Genomic DNA, 17,837 nt, shown 5'->3' with positions numbered 1-17,837 from the left:
GCTTCTTCGTAGATCCGGGCCAAGTGTGCTGGGGCGACGTCGTAGACCGTCTTGCCCAGCACCTGTTCACGCCTCAAGCCGATGTAAGCCTCGAAGGCCCGGTTGCAGCCCCGGTATACGCCGTGGGCATCCTTGATGAAGATGGGGGCAGGAATGTTGTCGAGGCTGGATTGCAGTTGATGGCGTTCGCGGTGCAGTGCCTGCACTTGCGCCCAAGCACCGTGCGGCGAGCGCAGCGACAAGCTCAGTTGGTGCAGGGTGCTCAGCAAGGTTGCGGTGTCGTCTGGCGCGCAGACGCTGTGTACCCCAAGGCTGAAGCACCGATCCCAGACCGCGCGGTCGGGACGGCGCAACACCACGATGGGGTCATGTCCGCCGAGCAAGCGGCCCAAGTGCTCAAGCAGGCTTGCCAAGCCTTCAAAATCACCGTCGATCAGGATCACCCGGGGTAGGCCCAACGGTTGGACGGGCAGCACGGCGGGCATCACCACACTTTGCACCTGCCACCCAGGCAGCTCCGTCCACTTCGGTGATTCGTGCGAAGCGTGGTGGTGCAGGTGCAGCAGGACCAAAGGTGCGGCAGGGTTGAGCATGGGTGCAGATCTTAAATCTGCACCCGAGTCCCCAGTTCGATGACGGCGTTGTCGGGCAGGCGGAAGTAGTCGGCAACGCTGCCGGCGTTGCGGGCCATGGTGGCAAAGAGGGCTTCGCGCCAGTGGGTCATGCCTGAGCCAGGGGTGGGGACGACGATTTCGCGGCTCAGGAAGTAGCTGGTGGCGCTGGCTTCGATCTGCAAATCGGGAGCATGGCAACGGCTCAAGGCTTCAGGAATGTTGGGAGCGTCTTTGAAGCCGTAATGCACCGTCACGCGCCAGAAGCCGGGAGCCAGCGCTTGCAGGACCACCTGTTCCTCGGGGGCGATGCTGGGACGTTCGTGGAATCGCACCGTCAAGATGATGTTGTGCTCATGCAGCACGTGGTTGTGCTTGAGGTTATGCAGCAGCGCTTGGGGCACGGTGTTCGGGTTGGCCACGGCATAGACGGCCGTGCGTGGGGTGCGTTGCAGGGGCTCTTCAGCCAGCGCGGTGACGAAAGGCTCTAGGGGTGGATCGTTGCGCTGGATGGCTTCGAGCAGCAAAGCGCGGCCCTTGGCCCAAGTCGCCATCAGCATAAACAGGCCCAAACCCACGCCCAGTGGGAACCAACCGCCTTGCATGAATTTGATCGAGCACGACGCGACCAGCACGGCGTCCATCGCCACCAAGCCGCCGGTGGCCAGCAAGACGACGATCAGCGGGTAATGCCAAGCGTGGCGCACCACCGTGAACGTCAACAGTGTGGTGATCAGCATCGTCAGGGTCACAGCGATGCCATAGGCTGCTGCGAGTGCCGACGAGCTACCGAAGGCGACCACGGCCAAGATCACCGCCGCAAGCAGCACCCAGTTGACCAGCGGGATGTAGATCTGGCCCATGGCGTGCGCCGAGGTTTGGCGGACCTCCATGCGCGGCAAGAAACCGAGCTGAATGGCCTGACGGGTCATCGAATAGGCCCCGGAGATCACGGCTTGTGAAGCGATCACGGTGGCAGCGGTGGCCAAGAGCACGGCGCAGAGCATCCAACTCTCTGGAAAGAGGCGATAGAAGGGGTTTTCGAGGGCCGCCGGGTCATGCATCAGCAAGGCCCCTTGGCCTAGGTAGTTCAATGCCAAGCCCGGCATCACCAGCGCACTCCACGCCAAGCGGATCGGAAAGCGGCCGAAGTGGCCCATGTCGGCGTAGAGCGCTTCGGCTCCGGTCACAGCCAGCACGATGGCACCCAAGGCGGCGAAGACCCCCCAGCCCCGTTCGTGCAAAAAACCGAGCGCTTGCATGGGATTGAGCGCCGCCAAAATGGCCGGCTCGCGCAGGATCTGCATCACACCCACGCCACCCAAGACCACAAACCACAACACGATCACCGGGCCGAATAGCTTGCCGACCAAGCCGGTGCCCCAGCGTTGCATCAAAAATAAACCGATCAGCACCGTGACGGTGATCGGGATCACGTAGCTTTTGAAGGCCGGAGTGGCGACTTCGATACCTTCGACTGCTGAGAGCACCGAAATGGCCGGCGTGATGATGGCGTCGCCATAAAACAGCGTGGCCCCAAACACCCCCGTGAGCAGAATCAGTCGTCGCCAGCCGGGCCGTGAACCGCCGCCCATGTCAGAGGCTTTGGCGGCCAAGGCGGTCAAAGCCATGATGCCGCCTTCACCTCGGTTGTCGGCCCGCAGGATCAAGATGACGTACTTCAGTGTCACCACCAGCATCAAGGCCCAGAAAATGGCCGAGATGGCCCCGATCAGATGCCCTTGATCGAGGGGAATGCCCGTGGTTGGACTGAAGACTTCTTTGACGGTGTAGAGCGGGCTGGTGCCGATATCGCCGTACACCACGCCGATGGCACCCAGAGTGAGGGCTTTCCAACTGGCGCTTTGGGTGGGGGTAAGGGTGCTTTGCGGGGTTGACATGGGCGATGTTTGAGGTGTCCGCAAGGGACGACGCCAAGGTTATGCCGCCGCTGACGTCAGGAACGCATATGGATGGGGTCCGCCAGCCGATAGCCGACACCCGGTTCGGTGAGGAGAAAGCGCGGTTCGGCCGGTTCGGCTTCGAGTTTGGCGCGCAACTGGCCCATGTAGAGCCGCAAGTAGTGGGTGTGTTCGGTGCAGTCGGCCCCCCAGACATCGGCCAGCAAGGCGCGGTGTGTCACCACTTGACCCGCGTTGCGGACCAATCGGGCCAGCAACTTGTATTCGGTCGGGGTGAGATGGACCTTTTGACCGCGTAACACCACTTCGCGCAGGCTCAGATCCATGTCGAGACCTTCGTGGCTATAGCGGGTGATGGCGGGGGTGAGGGTGGTGCCTCGGTGGCGCAAGGCCACACGCATGCGGGCCAGCAACTCCGCCACGCTGAAGGGCTTACTCAGATAGTCATCGGCGCCGGCATCGAGCAGAGCGATTTTTTTCTCATCCGATGGTTGGGCCGAAATGATCAGCACGGGGGTGTTGTGGCGCTGGCGTAGTTCGCTGAGCAAGGTTTGACCATCGCCGTCAGGCAAGCCCAAATCCAACAGCACCAGATCGACCGGGGTATGACGGATCAGGGCTTGGGCCTCGGCCAAGGAGGCAGCGGTATGCACCGCCAAGCCTTCGACTTCCAGCGTGGTGCGCAGCATAGTGCGCAAGTCACGGTCATCTTCGACCAGCAGGACACGAATCATGGGTTGACCTCGATGTCTTCAGCCGGCGTGAGCATGTCGGGCGCGTTTTGCAGGGGGAGGTGCAACTCAAAACTGCTGCCGCCATGACCCCGTATACGCACACTTAAGCTGCCGCCGTGGGCTTGGGCGATGGCACGACAGACCGCCAAGCCCAACCCGGAGCCTCGGCACGTGCTGCTTCCTTGGCCGCGTTGGAACATGTCAAAAATCCGGGCTCGATCAGCCACGTGTACGCCGGGACCACGATCTTTGATCGCCAGAAGCAGGGTGTCTTCGGCGACTCGCACCACCAAGTCCACGGGTCCAGCATCGGCCGGGCTGTACTTCAGCGCGTTGTCGAGCAGATTTTCGAGCAGCTGGATGAACAGCGGTGCATCGACTCGGATCAGCGGCAATGAAGGCTCCAGCCGAGCCCGAATGCGGCGTTGGGGGTCTCGCTGGCGCACCCGCGCCAAGACGGCACCGACCAACTCTTCCAGCGATTCCCAATCCAAGCGCAAGGCGATTTGGCCGGCTTCGAGGCGCACGAGTTGCAGGGTGTTGTCGGCCATGGTGGTCAGCGCCCGGGTTTCGTCCTGAATCTGGTTCAGCCATGTGCGCCGTTGGCTTTCAGAGAGACGTTCCGACTGACTAGACAGCGACGATGCTGCGCCAAGGATAGAGGCGAGGGGGGTGCGGAAATCGTGCGAGATGGCGGCCAGCAGGGCGCTGCGCAGCTTTTGGGCTTCGGCTTCGGCCCGAGCTTCAGCTGTGCGCCGCTCAAGGTGATGTCGATGCAGGGCTTGTCCCAGCAAATCGCACAGCATTTGGGCATGGCGTTGCAAGTCGGGATCGGGCTCTTTGAACGGGTCCAGTCGCAGGAGGGCCGCGCCCCACGCCGCTTGAGGACCCCGGATCGGTAGGTACCACGCGGGGAGTTCGCTGTGCCGGCCCGTGCCCGCACCAAAGGCGTGGTTCTCGCGCAGGCAGAGCCACAGACCGATGTGTTCTGCCGGACTCAGCACGACACCGCGCCACAGCGCTGCGAGCGGATCGTCGGTGATGGGCAGCTCGTTATTCAGCAACATCAACGCGGTGCCCTGCGACGGTAGAAAGCCCAAGGCTTGATCGAGGCCCTCGGTCATGGCCTGTGGATCCTGAGCCGCCCGCAGTACGTCACCGAGTTGCTGGATTTGCTGGGCCTCGTGGGCGCGACGGGCTGCCAGCGAAGCTTCACGCCGCAGTCGTGCCATCAAGAGGCTGACCGTCAGACAAACCGTGAGCAAGGTGCCGAGCAGCAAAGCATGCTGACGCAAGTCCACCTGAAAACTGCCCCGAGGTGGGACGAAGGACCAGTTGAACAGCGCCACGCTGGTCAAGGCGAACAGTGCTGAAGCCCAAGCGGGCAGCCAGAACGCCACCAAAGTGCTGGCCAAGACGAAGATCATGGCCAGATTGGCCAGATCGACGCGAGGATCAAGGGCTTGAGCGATGCCTTGCGCCAAGGCCAAGCAGGCCAAGGTGCCCAAAAGGGTGAGGAAACGATGCAACGAGATCCGCATGCCTGCCAAGGTAGCAGGCCGCACATCAGGAAAGCATCAGGAGCTCATTCACCGGCGACGATGTGGATCCGCACGCCTGTCAAACGCACCACTTGGCCCAAGCGTAGCTTGCAGGTCTTGCGCAGCTCGACTTGGCCGTCCACTTCGACCACGCCGCTGGCAATCAACGCCTTGGCCGCGCCACCGCTGGGGGCCATGGAGGTCGCTTTGAGCAGGGCGTCGAGGGGAATGAACTCACCGCGCAGGGGAAAGTCGATCTTGTTCAGGGTGGCCATGGTGTCAAGGGTGGGGGGCAGAAGTGCCTTGGCGTTTTTGTTCGCGCAGCATGTAGAGGTAGAGGCTTTCGACTTTCTCGCGCGCCCAAGGGGTTTTGCGCAGGAAACGTAGGCTTGACGAGATGCTGGGGTCGAGCGTGAAGCAGCGGATGGCGATGTGCTCGCCCAAGAGCGTCCAACCAAAATGGGCCACCAGCGCCTCCAAGATTTTCTCTAGCGTGAGGCCGTGCAAAGGGTCGCGTGGGTGGGGTGTTGCAGCGTTCATAGTGGTTTAGTTCTTTGCCAGACGAAAGCCCAAGCCGTAGTAGTGGTTGGTGGTGGTGACGGCGCTGCGGGTAGCCGAGTGCAATTGACGCCCGAGCACGCCCCAGTCGCCGCCGCGCTGCACATGGCGGTTGCAATCGCCGCTCATCCATGCCGAGCCGTTCGTGGGCGCACCGTTGTAGTTGCCGTTCCAGCAGTCTTGGACCCATTCCCAAACGTTGCCATGCAAGTCAAACAAACCCAGTGGATTGGCTTGTTTTTGCGCCGCAGGATGTGTTTTGCTGCCGCTGTTGCGATCAAACCAAGCGTATTGGCTGAGTTGGGCATCGTTTTCGCCAAAGCTCCAGCGGCCCTTGGTGCCGGCGCGGGCGGCGTATTCCCACTCGGCTTCACTGGGCAGGCGATAGGTCTTGCCGCTTTGTTGGTTGAGCTTGGTGATGAAGGCCTGCACATCGCTCCAGCTCACGTTTTCAACCGGGCAGGTGGGGCCGCAGTCGGGGAAACCACTGGGGTTGTAGCCCATCACACCCACCCATTGCGCTTGGGTGACTTCGGTTTTGCCCAGCCAGAAGGCTGCGACTTGGACGGTGTGTTGCGGGCCTTCTTCAGCGCTGCGGTCGGCCTCGCCCACGGGGCTCCCCATGGTGAAGCTGCCTGCGGCCATCGCCACCATGTGTTGCTCTATCGAGACCAAGGCGGCTTTTTGGGCCGTGTCATCCACGTTGGCTGGACTCTGTGCCTGACAGGTGGAAACACCCAAGAGGCTCGACAAGGCGAGGCCGAGTGCGCAAAGGGTGGGGATCAGGCGAAGGGTGGTTTTCATCGGTTCAAGCTGCGTTGGTGTTGGGCCACATCGGCGGGCCAAGTGGACTTGATATACGCCAGCACCGCCCAAGTATCAGCTGGGCTGAGAACCCCGACAAAAAGGGGCATGTCGGTGGCGTAGTTCGGGCCGGCGTATTTCTCCAGACCGTTCTGGGTGATCTCGAACAAGGTTTTGTCGTCGTGATGCCACGTGTGGCCGCTGCCATCGTGGGGCGGAGCTGGCAATTTACCGTTGGCCTTGCGGCTCTGCCACTCGGGTTGACCCTCCAGCGCGGACCCGTGACAACTGGCGCAGCGCTGGGCGTAGATTGTTTTGCCGAGTTGCACCTGTGCTTTGTCGTTCGCGTCAGCGCCTGCCGGGGTGCTGGGCGAGCAGGCCGTGAGCCAGAGTGTGATCCACAGCATGGCGGCGGGTATGCATCGGGGGATCACGGCGGCTCCTTGGCAGGTGGGATGGGCGCGCAGTATGACGCATTGACCGGGGCCGTATAGAGTGGCGACCCGTCGCCATTTTTCAGATCGTTCGCCCATGCTTGTCAACTGCGTTGCCTACCAAGAGGGGGCCAAGCTGGCCGATATCGCCGTCAGCGAAATCAGCGATCACCTGGCTTTGCCGGGGCACTTTGTCTGGGTCGCACTGCGTGATGCCACAGATGCTGAGCTGATGGAGATGCAGGATGAATTTGGTCTGCACGATCTGGCCATCGAGGATGCTCGGCACGGCCATCAGCGCCCGAAGATCGAGGAGTACGGCGACATTCTCTTTGCGGTGATGCATCTGGTTGAGCTCAACCCGACCGATGAGCTGAACGTGGGCGAAGTCCACGTCTTTGTGGGGCGCAACTTTGTGCTCTCGGTACGCAACCGCACGGCGCAGAGTTTTCTCGGGGTGCGTCAGCGCTGCGAGCGCGAACCGCATTTGCTGCGTCAAGGGGCGGGCTTTGTGCTGTATGCGCTGATGGATGCGGTGGTGGACCGCTACTTTCCGATCATTGAATCGCTCGAAACCGAACTAGAGGTGATCGAAGATCAGATCTTCGAGCGCGGCTCCGGGCGCACCAACATCGAGCACCTGTATGCGCTCAAGCGCCGGGCGACCTTGTTACGCCACGCTGTCGTGCCGCTCATGGATGCGGCCAGCAAACTGCACGGCGGGCGCGCGCCGGCGGTCTGCGTGGCCAGTGATGCTTATTTCCGGGACGTCAGCGACCACTTGATGCGTATCGCCACCTCCATCGACACGATCCGCGACACCATCGGCACGGCGATTCAGGTCAATTTGTCGATGGTCACGATTGAAGAGTCCGAAACCACCAAACGCTTGGCCGCTTGGGCGGGGATTTTTGCCGTGGCGACCGCTTTTGCAGGCATCTGGGGCATGAACTTCGAGCTCATGCCCGAGCTGAAATGGCGCTGGGGCTACCCGATGGCGCTGGGGGTGATCGCCGGTATCAGCGGGCTGCTGTACTGGCGATTCCGCCGCGCGGGCTGGTTGTGAGGTGAGACTCAGTGCATCAAGGGCAAGCTGCGCAGCGCATGCACGCTGCCTTCACCCATGGCCGCACCAAAGCGTTTGGCCAGCCGTTCGGCCACATTGGGCTTGGGGGTGTAGTCGATCACCTCTTCGGCTTTGATGATTTCGCGTGCCACGTAGTCGAGGTTGCCCAAGCCATCGGCCAAGCCGAGCTTGATGGCTTCCTCGCCATTCCAGAACAACCCAGAGAACAGCTCAGGCGTTTCTTTCAGGCGGCTGCCCCGACCCTTGCGCACCACGTCGATGAATTGGCGGTGGATTTGATCAAGCATGGCTTGGGCAAAGGCGCGTTGTTTATCTTGCAGGGGCGAGAAGGGGTCGAGCATGCCCTTGTTGGCCCCGGCGGTGATGAGACGCCGCTCGACGCCGACTTTGCTCATCACGCCGGTGAAGCCGAAGCCATCCATCAGCACGCCGATGGAGCCGACCAAGGAGGCTTTGTCCACGTAGATGGCGTCGGCAGCGGCGGCGACGTAGTAGGCCCCGGAAGCGCAGGATTCTTCGACCACCACGTAGACCTTCTTCTTGTGCTTGGCCTTGAGCCGCCAAATTTCGTCGTTGATGATCCCGGACTGCACCGGGCTGCCGCCGGGCGAGTTGATGCGGATCACGACCGCTTGGGCGTTGGTGTCTTCGAAGGCATTTTTCAGGCCGGCCAGCATGGTTTCGGCGCTGGCTTGGCTCTCGGAAGAAATCTCGCCGCGCAGCTCCACCAAGGCGGTGTGTGGCCCGTGGGTATCGGCGGTGGCGTTGCGTTCACCCAACAACATGGATAGCACCACCAGCACCAGCAGGATCCAAGACAGGCGCAACATGAAGCGCCAGCGGCGGTCACTGCGTCGATCTTGCAGATATTCGCGCGCAAACAGCTCCAAAACATGATCGACGCTGCCGCGTGAAAGGGGGCTGTCGCTCGATGGGCTGGGCGTAGGGACAGAAGAGGCGAGGGGCGTGGCCGAGCTTGCGGGCGCGTCACCGGAGTCGTTGTGGGGGTTCATGCTGGTGGGACGCTGGCGGTGAAAAGGGCCAAAGCGTCTGACGGGGTCGTTATCGGTTGTTCAGGCAGGGGTAAGGTGGGCGCGAGGATACCAATAGATGCGGCCTTCGTGTTCAGCAACGGCGACAGATTCGAGATGTTCGCCATGACAAGGGCCACCCATGCATTGGCCATTGCGAGGGTCGTAGATCGCGCCATGCATCGCGCAAACGATCCATTGCCGGGTGTCGTCGAGAAATTCGCCCGGTTGCCAGTCCAATTCGATCGGAACATGGGCGCAGCGGTTCAAGTAAGCGACCACACTGCCCTCGTGGCGCAGCGCAAAAGCACGCACCAGCTCGCCGTGTTCGCGGAGTTCAAAGACATGCGCCCGCCCCCCTTCGACCAAGTCGGGAGCCTCACAAAGGGGGACGCCCTGCGGCGAGGGGGTGCTCATCATGCGTTCTCTAGCAACCACTGATGCAGCTCGGCCACATGGCTGGCGAGATAGCGGGGCGTCAGTGCCGCGAGACTTGCGGCGTCGTGGGCCCCGTAGCTCACCCCCACGCTGGTCACGCCCGCGTTGGCGGCAAGCAACAAGTCGTGGCTGGTGTCGCCAATCATCAAGGTGCGCTCCGGATCCACGCCAAAGGTGCGCATCAGCTCCATCAGCATCAGAGGGTTCGGTTTAGATGCGGTTTCTTCGGCGGTGCGGGTGGCGTCAAACATCGGCCCCAAAGCGGTGGCTTCGAGGGCTTCGCTCAAGCCCCGGCGGCTTTTGCCGGTGGCGATGGCCAGCCAGTGGTGGCGGGCGCGCAAGGCATGCAGCATGTCGGTGACCCCGGCAAAGAGTGCGACGCCGTGGTGATCCCCAAAGTAGTGGTGGCGGTAGCGGTCGGCCAGCTCGGGATAGCGCGCTTCGGCCAGACCGGGTACGGCTTCGCGCAGGGCATTGCTCAAGCTCAGACCGATGACATGCGCGGCCGCGCGGTCGGAGGGTTCGGTCACGCCCAGATCGCGGCAGGCGGCTTGGATGCAGCGCACGATCAAGGCGGTGGAGTCGCACAGCGTGCCGTCCCAATCGAAAACGATCAGGTCAAATTGGCGCGGACGGTCATTCATGATGCGGTTGGGGACGAGTGCGGGTGATGCGGGTGAAGCTGGGTCAGCAGTGTCAGGCATTCGGCCGGCAAAGGCGCGTGCAGGGCGATTCGCTCAGGCCGTGCGGGGTGATCGAAGCCCAGCTTGGCGGCGTGCAGGAACATGCGATCAAAACGTACCCCTGCTTGCGCGCCTTGAACGGGCTCACCGCGTGCCAAGGCTTTGTTCAGGGCGAAGTCGCCGTATTTGTCGTCGCCCACGATCGGGTGACCGGCGTGTTGCAGATGCACGCGGATCTGATGCGTCCGACCCGTTTTGATGGTCACATCCAGCAGCGTGAAGTGTTTGTAGCGTTGCGCTGTGCGCACCAGACTGATGGAGCGGCGGCCATCTTCGATGTTCGGGTCGCCCGCTTGGACCACGCGTACCCGGCGCTCTCCGGCGCTGTCTAAATATTTGTGCAGCGCGACGTCGATCACTTTGAGCTTCTCGGGCCAGCTCCCCTGCACCAAGGCTGCGTAGGTTTTGTCGGTTTCGCGCTGGCGAAATTGCTCTTGCAAGGCGGTCAGGGCGCTGCGCTTTTTGGCGATCAAAAGCAGGCCAGAGGTGTCGCGGTCCAAGCGATGCACCAGCTCTAGAAAACGTGCCTCGGGCCGAGCTCGGCGCAGCTGCTCGATCACGCCAAAGCTCACGCCCGAGCCGCCATGCACCGCCACCCCCGCAGGCTTGTTGATCACCAGCAAGTGATCGTCTTCGAACAGCACCGGAAACTCCCGGGGCGGCACGGCTGCTGTGGCTTGGGCCTGCGCTTGTGAGCTTGGATCCGGTAGGCGCAGCGGTGGGATGCGTACCACGTCATCCAAATCAAGTCGGGTATCAGCGTGGGCCCGGCCTTTGTTCACCCGGACTTCGCCGCTGCGGATGATGCGGTAAACCAAGGTTTTGGGCGCACCCTTGAGCGATTTGAGCAAGAAGTTATCCAGCCGTTGTCCCGCCGAGCCCTCGTCCACGCATAAAAAGCGCACCTTGAGATCGGGGTGAACCTGCATGGCGTTGTCCCCGGACCTTGCCCCTATAATGCGTTGCACCACAATGTCGCCGTAAGTGTTTGATTTGCCTGAGTTTAACGGGCCACCTACAGCGACGTGGTGAAATGTCAAGAGGTGATGCAACGCATGACTGGCTTGTTCAGGCCGACTCCCAAGGTGAGGCGGCGGCACAAACAGTCCTGTGGCAGAGCCCCGCAAGTCCCGAGACCCCAATCAAGGTTTTTACGGCCACAGCAAACGGACCTATGTCGGTTTGCTGTGGTTTGCGTCTGACGAGAGGCGCTGTCGCATGTTCAAGCATGCTTGAGTCGCGCACGGTGCTCTTGCACGCACGCTGCCCCGTCTGCCGTTTGAATCGGTGCTGTCCCCAAACAGCATTGGTGCGGCGGGCCCCGGGCGATTCCTTCATGGTCAGGCCGCGCGGTGTTCGTGCATCGAGTGCCGGGATGGATCTTTGAGATCCCTCACTGGTTGTTCGTTGCGCGCTGCAACTTGGATTGCAGCGTGAGGAGAGTGCATGAAACGCATGCTGATCAATGCCACCCAGCCGGAAGAACGGCGTCTGGCGATTGTCGATGGCCAAAAACTGGTCGATTTCGAGACTGAAATCGAGGGGCGCGAACAGCGCAAAGGCAACATATACAAGGCGGTTGTGACGCGCGTCGAGCCCTCGCTCGAAGCCTGTTTTGTCGATTACGGCGAGGACCGCCACGGCTTTTTACCCTTCAAGGAAATTTCACGCAGCTACTTCCGCGAAGGCGTGGATGTGCGCCAAGCGCGCATCCAAGACGCAATTGCCAACGGTCAAGAGCTGTTGGTTCAAGTCGAAAAAGAAGAGCGCGGCAACAAGGGTGCGGCCCTGACGACGTTCGTCAGCTTGGCGGGTCGTTACTTGGTGCTGATGCCCAACAACCCGCGTGGCGGTGGCGTAAGCCGTCGCATCGAGGGTGAAGACCGCGAAGAGCTCAAGGAAAACCTAGAGCAGCTCGACTACCCGAAGGGCATGTCGCTGATCGCCCGCACGGCCGGTATCGGCCGCACTGCTGCCGAGTTGCAGTGGGACTTGAACTACATGCTCAAGTTGTGGGACGCCATCGAAGGCGCTTCCAAGGGCGGTAAGGGTGCTTTCCTGATTTATCAGGAATCGTCGCTGGTGATCCGTGCGATCCGCGATTACTTTACGGCAGACATCGGCGAGATCTTGATCGACACCGATGACATCTTCGAGCAGGCCAAGCAGTTCATGCTGCATGTCATGCCCGACACGGCCAATCGCGTCAAACGCTACCGCGACGACGCCGCGCTGTTCAGTCGTTTCCAGATCGAGCATCAGATCGAATCGGCCTACAGCCGCACGGTGCAACTGCCCTCGGGCGGTGCCATCGTGATCGACCACACCGAAGCTTTGGTGTCGGTGGACGTCAACTCGGCGCGCGCCACCCGTGGCAGCGACATCGAAGAAACGGCCACCCGCACCAACCTCGAAGCCGCTGATGAACTGGCGCGCCAGATGCGCTTGCGCGATCTGGGCGGCCTGATCGTGGTCGACTTCATCGACATGGAAGAGTCGAAAAATCGCCGCGAAGTCGAGACTCGTCTGCGTGACGGCTTGCGCAACGACCGTGCCCGTGTGCAGCTCAGCGCCATCAGCAAGTTTGGTTTGCTCGAACTTAGCCGTCAGCGCCTGCGCCCGGCTCTGAGCGAAGGCTCGCACGTGACGTGCCCGCGTTGCAACGGCACTGGCCACATCCGCGATACCGAATCGAGCGCCCTGCAAATCCTGCGCATCATTCAAGAAGAGTCGATGAAAGAAGGCACGGCCGTGGTTCACGTCCAAGTGCCGGTCGAGGTGACCTCGTTCTTGCTGAACGAAAAGCGCACCGAGATCACCAAGATCGAGTTCAAGCAGCGCGTGACCGTGCTCTTGGTGCCCAACAAGCATCTAGAGACGCCCAACTACAAGCTTGAGCGCCTGCGCCACGACGACCCGCGCCTCGAAAATCTCAGCGCCAGCTACACGATGATCGAGGAGCCGGACGAAGAAGTGGGTATCACCCGGCGTGAGAAGAACGTCAAACCCAAGCAAGAACCGCTGATCAAGGGCGTCTTGCCGGATTCGCCAGCTCCCACGGCTCCCGTGGTGCCGGTCCACGTTCCTGCGGCTGCGGTTCCGGCTTTGCCCGCGGTTGCGCCGGTGGTGGCGGTTCAAGCCGCCGCTCCGGCTCCGACGATGTCGGGCAGCGGCAGTGGTTTCTTCGGTTGGGTGCGACGCCTGTTTGGCACCACGGGTGGCGCATCGGCCACTGTGACCTCAGCGGTCGCAACGCCCGCCACCGCGACATCTGCGGTGATGCCAGTAGTCACGCCCACCACCCCGGAAGCGCGCTCTGAGCGGCGCGATGGCGGGCGGGGTGATGGCCGTCGTCATGGTGGCCGTGATGGCAGTCGTGACAACCGGGGTCGCCCACTGCAAGAGCGTGAACCGCGTGAGCCACGTGAACGTGATCGGTCGGTGACCGAAGGTGTCGTTGAAGCGGCGGCACTCAGTGATCGTGGGGAGCGCACCGAGCGTGGTGGTGATCGAGGCGGCCGTGGTGGTCGTGGCGGTCGCACGGAACGTCCGGATCGTCAGCCGCGTGAAGCGCGTGACAGCCAGGTGCTGCCTGTCGTGACCCCCGCGCTTTCGCAGCGTGCTGAGTCCGATGAGTCGCTCGATGTGACCCTGAAGACGCCTTTGCCGGGTGATGTCAACGGCCCAGTCCAGGCTGGGACCGAAACCGAAGCTGAGCGTGACGCCGGGCGTCGTCGTCGTCGGGGTGGCCGAGGCGGTCGTCGTGATCGTGATGAAGGTGCTCTGGTCGAGGCCTCGCAAGAAGGGGGCGCTTCGGTGGCGGAAGGTACCGAGGCGGTTGCTCCGGTGGTGGTTGCTGAGGGCGAAGCGGCTGGCGCTGCGCCGTCTGAGGCGCGTCCGCGTCGTGAGCCCCGTCCGCGTCGTGAGCGTCGTCCGCGTGACGGTACTGACAACCGGGCTGATGCTGGCGCTGAAAGTACATCAGGCACATCGATCGATGCTGCTGCGTTGACGTTGGCCTCCATGGCTGAAGCCGCACCGGCACCCATGGTGCCCTCGGCTTCTCTAGAGCCCGAGTGGGATATGGCCTTCACGGCTCCGGCGATCGTGGCCGAAGTGGCTGCTGCGCCGGTGGCGGTGGCGGTGGCGGTGGCCGAGGTGGCTGTTGCGCCGGGGCCGGTCGTGCCGGATCCCTATGTGTTGGCGATCGAATCCTTGCAAAACATCGCTCGCGATGCCGGCATGGAATGGGTGCTGACCGACGCTGACAAGGCCCGCGCGGTGCAAGAGCAGATCGCTGCTGAGCCGCGTCCGGTGCATGTGCCGCGCATCCTCCCGACGATGGTTCTGCCCGACGATGGTCCGTTGGTCTTGGTCGAGACGCGGCGCGACTTGGCGCAGTGGGCCTTGCCCTTTGATGCTGCTGAGCCTGCACCGGCTGTGGTTGAGTCGGTGACTGCTGAGGCCGCCTCCGTGTGACCACGGTCTTCGCTCTGCTTGACGACGCTCAAGCCAGTGCTGAAGACCCGCGTAGCCGGCTCTATACCGGCTACGCGCACCAACACATCGGTCACGACACCGCCAGTCTGACTTCGGTTTGGGCGGCGGTGGCTGCTGACTTGGCCGCCGGCTTGCACGCCGTGCTTTTGGCCGATTACGCATGGGGCGTGCGCCTGCAAGGCCTCACGCTTGCCCCCGATCACCCGCCGGGTGCGTTGCGCTTTTTGATGTTCCGCGCGCTGACGCACTGCTCGTGTGTGCAGGTCGAGGCGTGGTTAGCCGCTCAAGCACCGAGTCTTGCTGAGCCACCTTGGCCGGTGGCTTGGTCACCCGAGGTAAGCGAAGCGCTTTTTACTGAGCGTATCGAGCGCATCCATGCCCTGATTCGGGCCGGTGAGACCTATCAGGTCAATCACACCTTTGGCTTGCAAGCGGAGATGGAAGATCTGGGCGACGCGGGCGTGGGGCTCTACCGCTGCCTGCGCCAGCGCCAGCCGGTGCCTTTTGGCGCTTTGATCGTCGAGCCCGATCAAAGCGTGCTGTCTTTTTCGCCCGAGTTGTTCGTGCGCCATCACGCTGGGCGGCTCAGCACCAAGCCGATGAAGGGCACGGCGGCGCGGTATCTGAATGACCCTGAGCGCGACGCAGCTGCGGCGGCATGGTTGGAGCGCGATCCGAAAAATCGCGCTGAAAACCTCATGATCACCGACTTGTTGCGCAACGATCTGGGTCGCTTGGCCCGGGTGGGCAGTGTGCGCGTGCCGCAGCTTTTTCAAGTCGAAGCTCACGGGGCTTTGTGGCAGATGACCTCGACGGTCGAAGCCGAGCCTTTGCCGGGCACCGATCTGCCAGCGGTTTTGCGGGCCCTTTTTCCTTGCGGCTCGATCACCGGCGCACCCAAGCACCACACCATGCAGCTCATCCAGACGCTGGAAGACGGTGCGCGCGGGCTTTACACCGGTGCCATCGGTTGGGTCGATGCGCCGCTGCCTGGGCAGAGCTTGGCGGAGTTTTGTTTGTCGGTCGCGATCCGCACCGTGGTGGTGGGTGCGGCGACAGCGTCGGCTGAGGGCGGCCCTCTCAGGCGGCCTGCTCGGCTGGGCGTGGGGGCGGGGATCGTGCTCGATTCGGTGGCGTCGGATGAATGGCGCGAGTGCCAGATCAAGGCCGGTTTTGTTCGGCCGCCTTGGCCCAAGGATGTGGCGGGTGTTGACGGTGGGAGTTTTCGGTTGTTCGAGACGCTGCGCGTCGAAGCCGATGGCAGCGTTCCGCATTTGGACGCGCACTTTGAGCGCTTGAGTCGCAGCGCGGCTGCCTTTGGCTGGCCGGTGCCGCAGCCGCATCACCGTGCAGCCCTTCAAGCCCATGCCGCCGGCCTGAAGGGACAGGGCCACGTTCATCGTCTGCGCTGGGATTGGTCGGGTGATGTGGGGTGTGATGTGGGCCTTGACGATCCGCTGCGCTTGAGTGGCGGCCCGTTGAGCACCGTGCTGCCCGAGGTGGTCGATCTGCTGCTTAGCCCCGAGCCCTTGCCAGCGGTTGAAGCTGCTTGGGTGGGGCATAAAACGTCGCACCGCGCCAGCTACGACGCAGCGATTCGGGCGGCAGAGGCGCAGGGCGCTTTCGACACGTTGTTTTTCAACGCCCAAGGCGAGTTGACCGAAGGCGCGCGCAGCTCCGTGTTCGTCAAGCTCGACGGCATCTGGACCACACCGCCGCTGCGCTGCGGACTGCTGCCGGGGGTGATGCGTGCGCATCTTTTGGCGGATGCCTCGCTGGCGATGGTCGAGCGCGTCTTGACCCGGGCGGATTTGGCGCGTGCTGAAGCGGTGTGGGTGGGCAATGCTTTGCGAGGCGTGCTGCCAGCGCGCATCCGCCACGTGGATCCGGTGGCTCAGGTGCAGCAGGCGTTGGTGCATGCGCATCAAAGCGGCGCTTGCCTCGATCCAAAAGCCTTTCGCGGTTTGCTGGGCAGCGCCGCGCAGGCTGAGGCGGTGCAGCACGGCGTCGGTCTGACGTTGGGGTGGTGGGACGAGGGGTCTGCGGCAGCTTTTTGGAAGTCGGGCGGCGCACGGTTCGACACGATCAGCCATGCACCCTTGCCGCCGCGAGGCTCAGCGCCTTGGCATGCGCCAGGGGTGGAGGCTGAAATTGCTTTTCGGCTCGGCCGAGATGTCGATGCCACCTTGGCCGCCACCTTGGATCAGGCGGCGGCTGAAGCACTGATGGACGCGATAGCGGTGTCGATCGAGGTGGTTGATTCGCGCTGGCGAGATCCCGCCCAAGCCGAGCCTTGGCTGCGGGTGGCCGATGGACAATCGCACGCTGCCTTGGTGCTTGGGCCTTGGCGGCCCTTGGCCCCGCAGCATGACTGGTCGCAGCAAAGTTGCACCGTGCAGATGGTGGGGCGGATGGGCCGGCATAGGGCCGCAGCCCAAGGTCGGCATGCTTTGGGTCATCCAGCCGCCGTGCTGCCCGTTTGGCTGCGCCACGCGACCCAAGGTTTTCACGGAGAGACGCGGGTGGTGCGTGCTGGGACGGTGGTGACCACGGGTTCGTGGGTGGGCACGCTGCCGGTGCAGCGCGGCGACACGGTCGAGGTGGACTTTGCGGGCCTCGGCCGCGCCGTGTGGTGCTGGTCTGATCCGGCTTAGACGCCTTCTTCAACGGCCTGAATGGCCCAGAAGTCGTCGGCCAACTTGAGGTTGGTGATGTAGGCGTAGGGCATGGTGAAGTAGCCCGCCTGACCCCAACCCGGCCCCCAAGAATTGCGCACCAAGATGCGCTTGGTGGCGTCGTCGTAGCCCACGGCCAAGACGGCGTGACCGCCCAAGAGCGATTCGCTGGTGGTGGGCAGGTTCAACACACCGCTTTGGGCCACTTCGGCCGACTCAAAGCCGTCAAAGACGCTGAAGCCGAAGACGAACGGAAAGCCGGCCGCCAAGCAGCCGCGCAACTCGTCGATGCTGGTGCTGGTCAGGCGCTGATAGGTCAGGGCTTGGAATTTGAGCGCCTCGGTGTAGCAGCTCACCGTCGGCTTGCGGGCGAACTTGGTGATCACGTAAGGCCAGCGCGATTCTTTGCAAACCCCTTGTTTGGCCACGCTCTTGATGCCGTCACGGATCATGGCCCCCGCGTCGCTGCGCACAGTGCCTTCCATGACGCGTTCGTTGTAGTAGACAAACAGGCGTGAAGGCATGAAGTCCTTGGCCTTGTTCTGGCGCACGAGTTCGAACTCGAACGCGGCACAAATCGCGTTGGCCGTGCAGCTGCCCAGTTGACCTTGGTCGTACACCGGGGGCATCTTGGCGCGCAGATCAACCGACGCAGGCAAGGCCTTGGCAGGAGCCTTGAGCGAGAGCATGTGATCGCGATGATCAGGTAGATCAGGGGACCAACCGAAGCGTTGAATTTTGCGAGACATGGAGCTGACT

16 protein-coding genes are annotated in these 17,837 nt (G+C 62.7%); 3 read left to right on the top strand and 13 right to left on the bottom strand.

Annotated features, from left to right (window positions below):
• From AC3VI7_RS05255 to AC3VI7_RS05220, 8 genes are all read right to left on the bottom strand, one after another.
• Positions 1-593 (bottom strand): PAS domain-containing protein (locus AC3VI7_RS05255; protein ID WP_489671415.1); only part of this gene is annotated, 593 nt, incomplete at its 3' end.
• Between the two features lie 11 nt (positions 594-604).
• Positions 605-2,512: a potassium transporter Kup gene (locus AC3VI7_RS05250; RefSeq protein WP_489667809.1), complete on the bottom strand. Its 1,908-nt coding sequence runs from the start codon at positions 2,510-2,512 to the stop codon at positions 605-607.
• 56 nt (positions 2,513-2,568) lie between these two features.
• The gene (locus AC3VI7_RS05245) at positions 2,569-3,267 is read right to left on the bottom strand and encodes a response regulator (RefSeq protein ID WP_489667810.1); all 699 of its coding nucleotides are present in this window, start codon (positions 3,265-3,267) and stop codon (positions 2,569-2,571) included.
• On the bottom strand, positions 3,264-4,808 hold the full coding sequence (locus tag AC3VI7_RS05240) for an ATP-binding protein (protein ID WP_489667811.1): 1,545 nt from the start codon (positions 4,806-4,808) through the stop codon (positions 3,264-3,266). The genes AC3VI7_RS05245 and AC3VI7_RS05240 overlap by 4 nt, the downstream gene beginning before the upstream one ends.
• 44 nt (positions 4,809-4,852) lie before the next feature.
• The gene (locus tag AC3VI7_RS05235) at positions 4,853-5,083 is read right to left on the bottom strand and encodes an RNA-binding S4 domain-containing protein (RefSeq protein ID WP_489667812.1); all 231 of its coding nucleotides are present in this window, start codon (positions 5,081-5,083) and stop codon (positions 4,853-4,855) included.
• Between the two features lie 4 nt (positions 5,084-5,087).
• Positions 5,088-5,348, bottom strand: coding sequence for a VF530 family protein (locus AC3VI7_RS05230; protein WP_489667813.1), 261 nt, complete (start codon positions 5,346-5,348; stop codon positions 5,088-5,090).
• Between the two features lie 6 nt (positions 5,349-5,354).
• Positions 5,355-6,170 (bottom strand): formylglycine-generating enzyme family protein, encoded by an 816-nt coding sequence (locus AC3VI7_RS05225; RefSeq protein ID WP_489667814.1) that lies wholly within the window; start codon positions 6,168-6,170, stop codon positions 5,355-5,357.
• Positions 6,167-6,604 carry a c-type cytochrome gene (locus AC3VI7_RS05220; protein WP_489671414.1) on the bottom strand — a complete coding sequence of 146 codons (438 nt, stop codon included), beginning with the start codon at positions 6,602-6,604 and terminating at the stop codon, positions 6,167-6,169. Before AC3VI7_RS05220 ends, AC3VI7_RS05225 begins: the two co-directional genes overlap by 4 nt.
• A 97-nt stretch (positions 6,605-6,701) precedes the next feature.
• Here AC3VI7_RS05220 and corA point away from each other — a divergent pair, with 97 nt between their 5' ends.
• The gene (gene corA, locus AC3VI7_RS05215; RefSeq protein ID WP_489667816.1) at positions 6,702-7,670 is read left to right on the top strand and encodes a magnesium/cobalt transporter CorA; all 969 of its coding nucleotides are present in this window, start codon (positions 6,702-6,704) and stop codon (positions 7,668-7,670) included.
• Between the two features lie 8 nt (positions 7,671-7,678).
• On the opposite strand, the gene AC3VI7_RS05210 is transcribed toward corA, so the two are convergent.
• Genes AC3VI7_RS05210 through AC3VI7_RS05195 form a run of 4 tightly spaced genes read right to left on the bottom strand, consistent with a single transcriptional unit; the run spans position 7,679 to position 10,832 of the window.
• Entirely contained in the window at positions 7,679-8,704 is a 1,026-nt protein-coding gene (locus AC3VI7_RS05210; protein WP_489667817.1) for a S49 family peptidase, read from the bottom strand.
• Between the two features lie 60 nt (positions 8,705-8,764).
• Positions 8,765-9,139 (bottom strand): Rieske (2Fe-2S) protein, encoded by a 375-nt coding sequence (locus AC3VI7_RS05205; RefSeq protein ID WP_489667818.1) that lies wholly within the window; start codon positions 9,137-9,139, stop codon positions 8,765-8,767.
• Entirely contained in the window at positions 9,139-9,804 is a 666-nt protein-coding gene (locus AC3VI7_RS05200) for an HAD family hydrolase (RefSeq protein ID WP_489667819.1), read from the bottom strand. Before AC3VI7_RS05200 ends, AC3VI7_RS05205 begins: the two co-directional genes overlap by 1 nt.
• Positions 9,801-10,832 (bottom strand): RluA family pseudouridine synthase, encoded by a 1,032-nt coding sequence (locus AC3VI7_RS05195; RefSeq protein ID WP_489667820.1) that lies wholly within the window; start codon positions 10,830-10,832, stop codon positions 9,801-9,803. Before AC3VI7_RS05195 ends, AC3VI7_RS05200 begins: the two co-directional genes overlap by 4 nt.
• Positions 10,833-11,349: 517 nt before the next feature.
• Here AC3VI7_RS05195 and AC3VI7_RS05190 point away from each other — a divergent pair.
• Both AC3VI7_RS05190 and AC3VI7_RS05185 read left to right on the top strand, forming a co-directional pair.
• Positions 11,350-14,382 carry an Rne/Rng family ribonuclease gene (locus tag AC3VI7_RS05190; RefSeq protein ID WP_489667821.1) on the top strand — a complete coding sequence of 1,011 codons (3,033 nt, stop codon included), beginning with the start codon at positions 11,350-11,352 and terminating at the stop codon, positions 14,380-14,382.
• Positions 14,379-17,057: a chorismate-binding protein gene (locus tag AC3VI7_RS05185; RefSeq protein WP_489667822.1), complete on the top strand. Its 2,679-nt coding sequence runs from the start codon at positions 14,379-14,381 to the stop codon at positions 17,055-17,057. Before AC3VI7_RS05190 ends, AC3VI7_RS05185 begins: the two co-directional genes overlap by 4 nt.
• On the opposite strand, the gene AC3VI7_RS05180 is transcribed toward AC3VI7_RS05185, so the two are convergent.
• Entirely contained in the window at positions 17,054-17,827 is a 774-nt protein-coding gene (locus AC3VI7_RS05180; RefSeq protein ID WP_489667823.1) for a C1 family peptidase, read from the bottom strand. The two genes, AC3VI7_RS05185 and AC3VI7_RS05180, sit on opposite strands and share 4 nt — an antisense overlap.
• Between the last annotated feature and the right edge of the window lie 10 nt (positions 17,828-17,837).

The organism is Leptothrix toolikensis (SeqCode) (assembly GCF_057922285.1).
The sequence above is the reverse complement of the archived record's forward strand: the minus strand, read 5'-3'. Positions and strand labels throughout refer to the sequence as shown.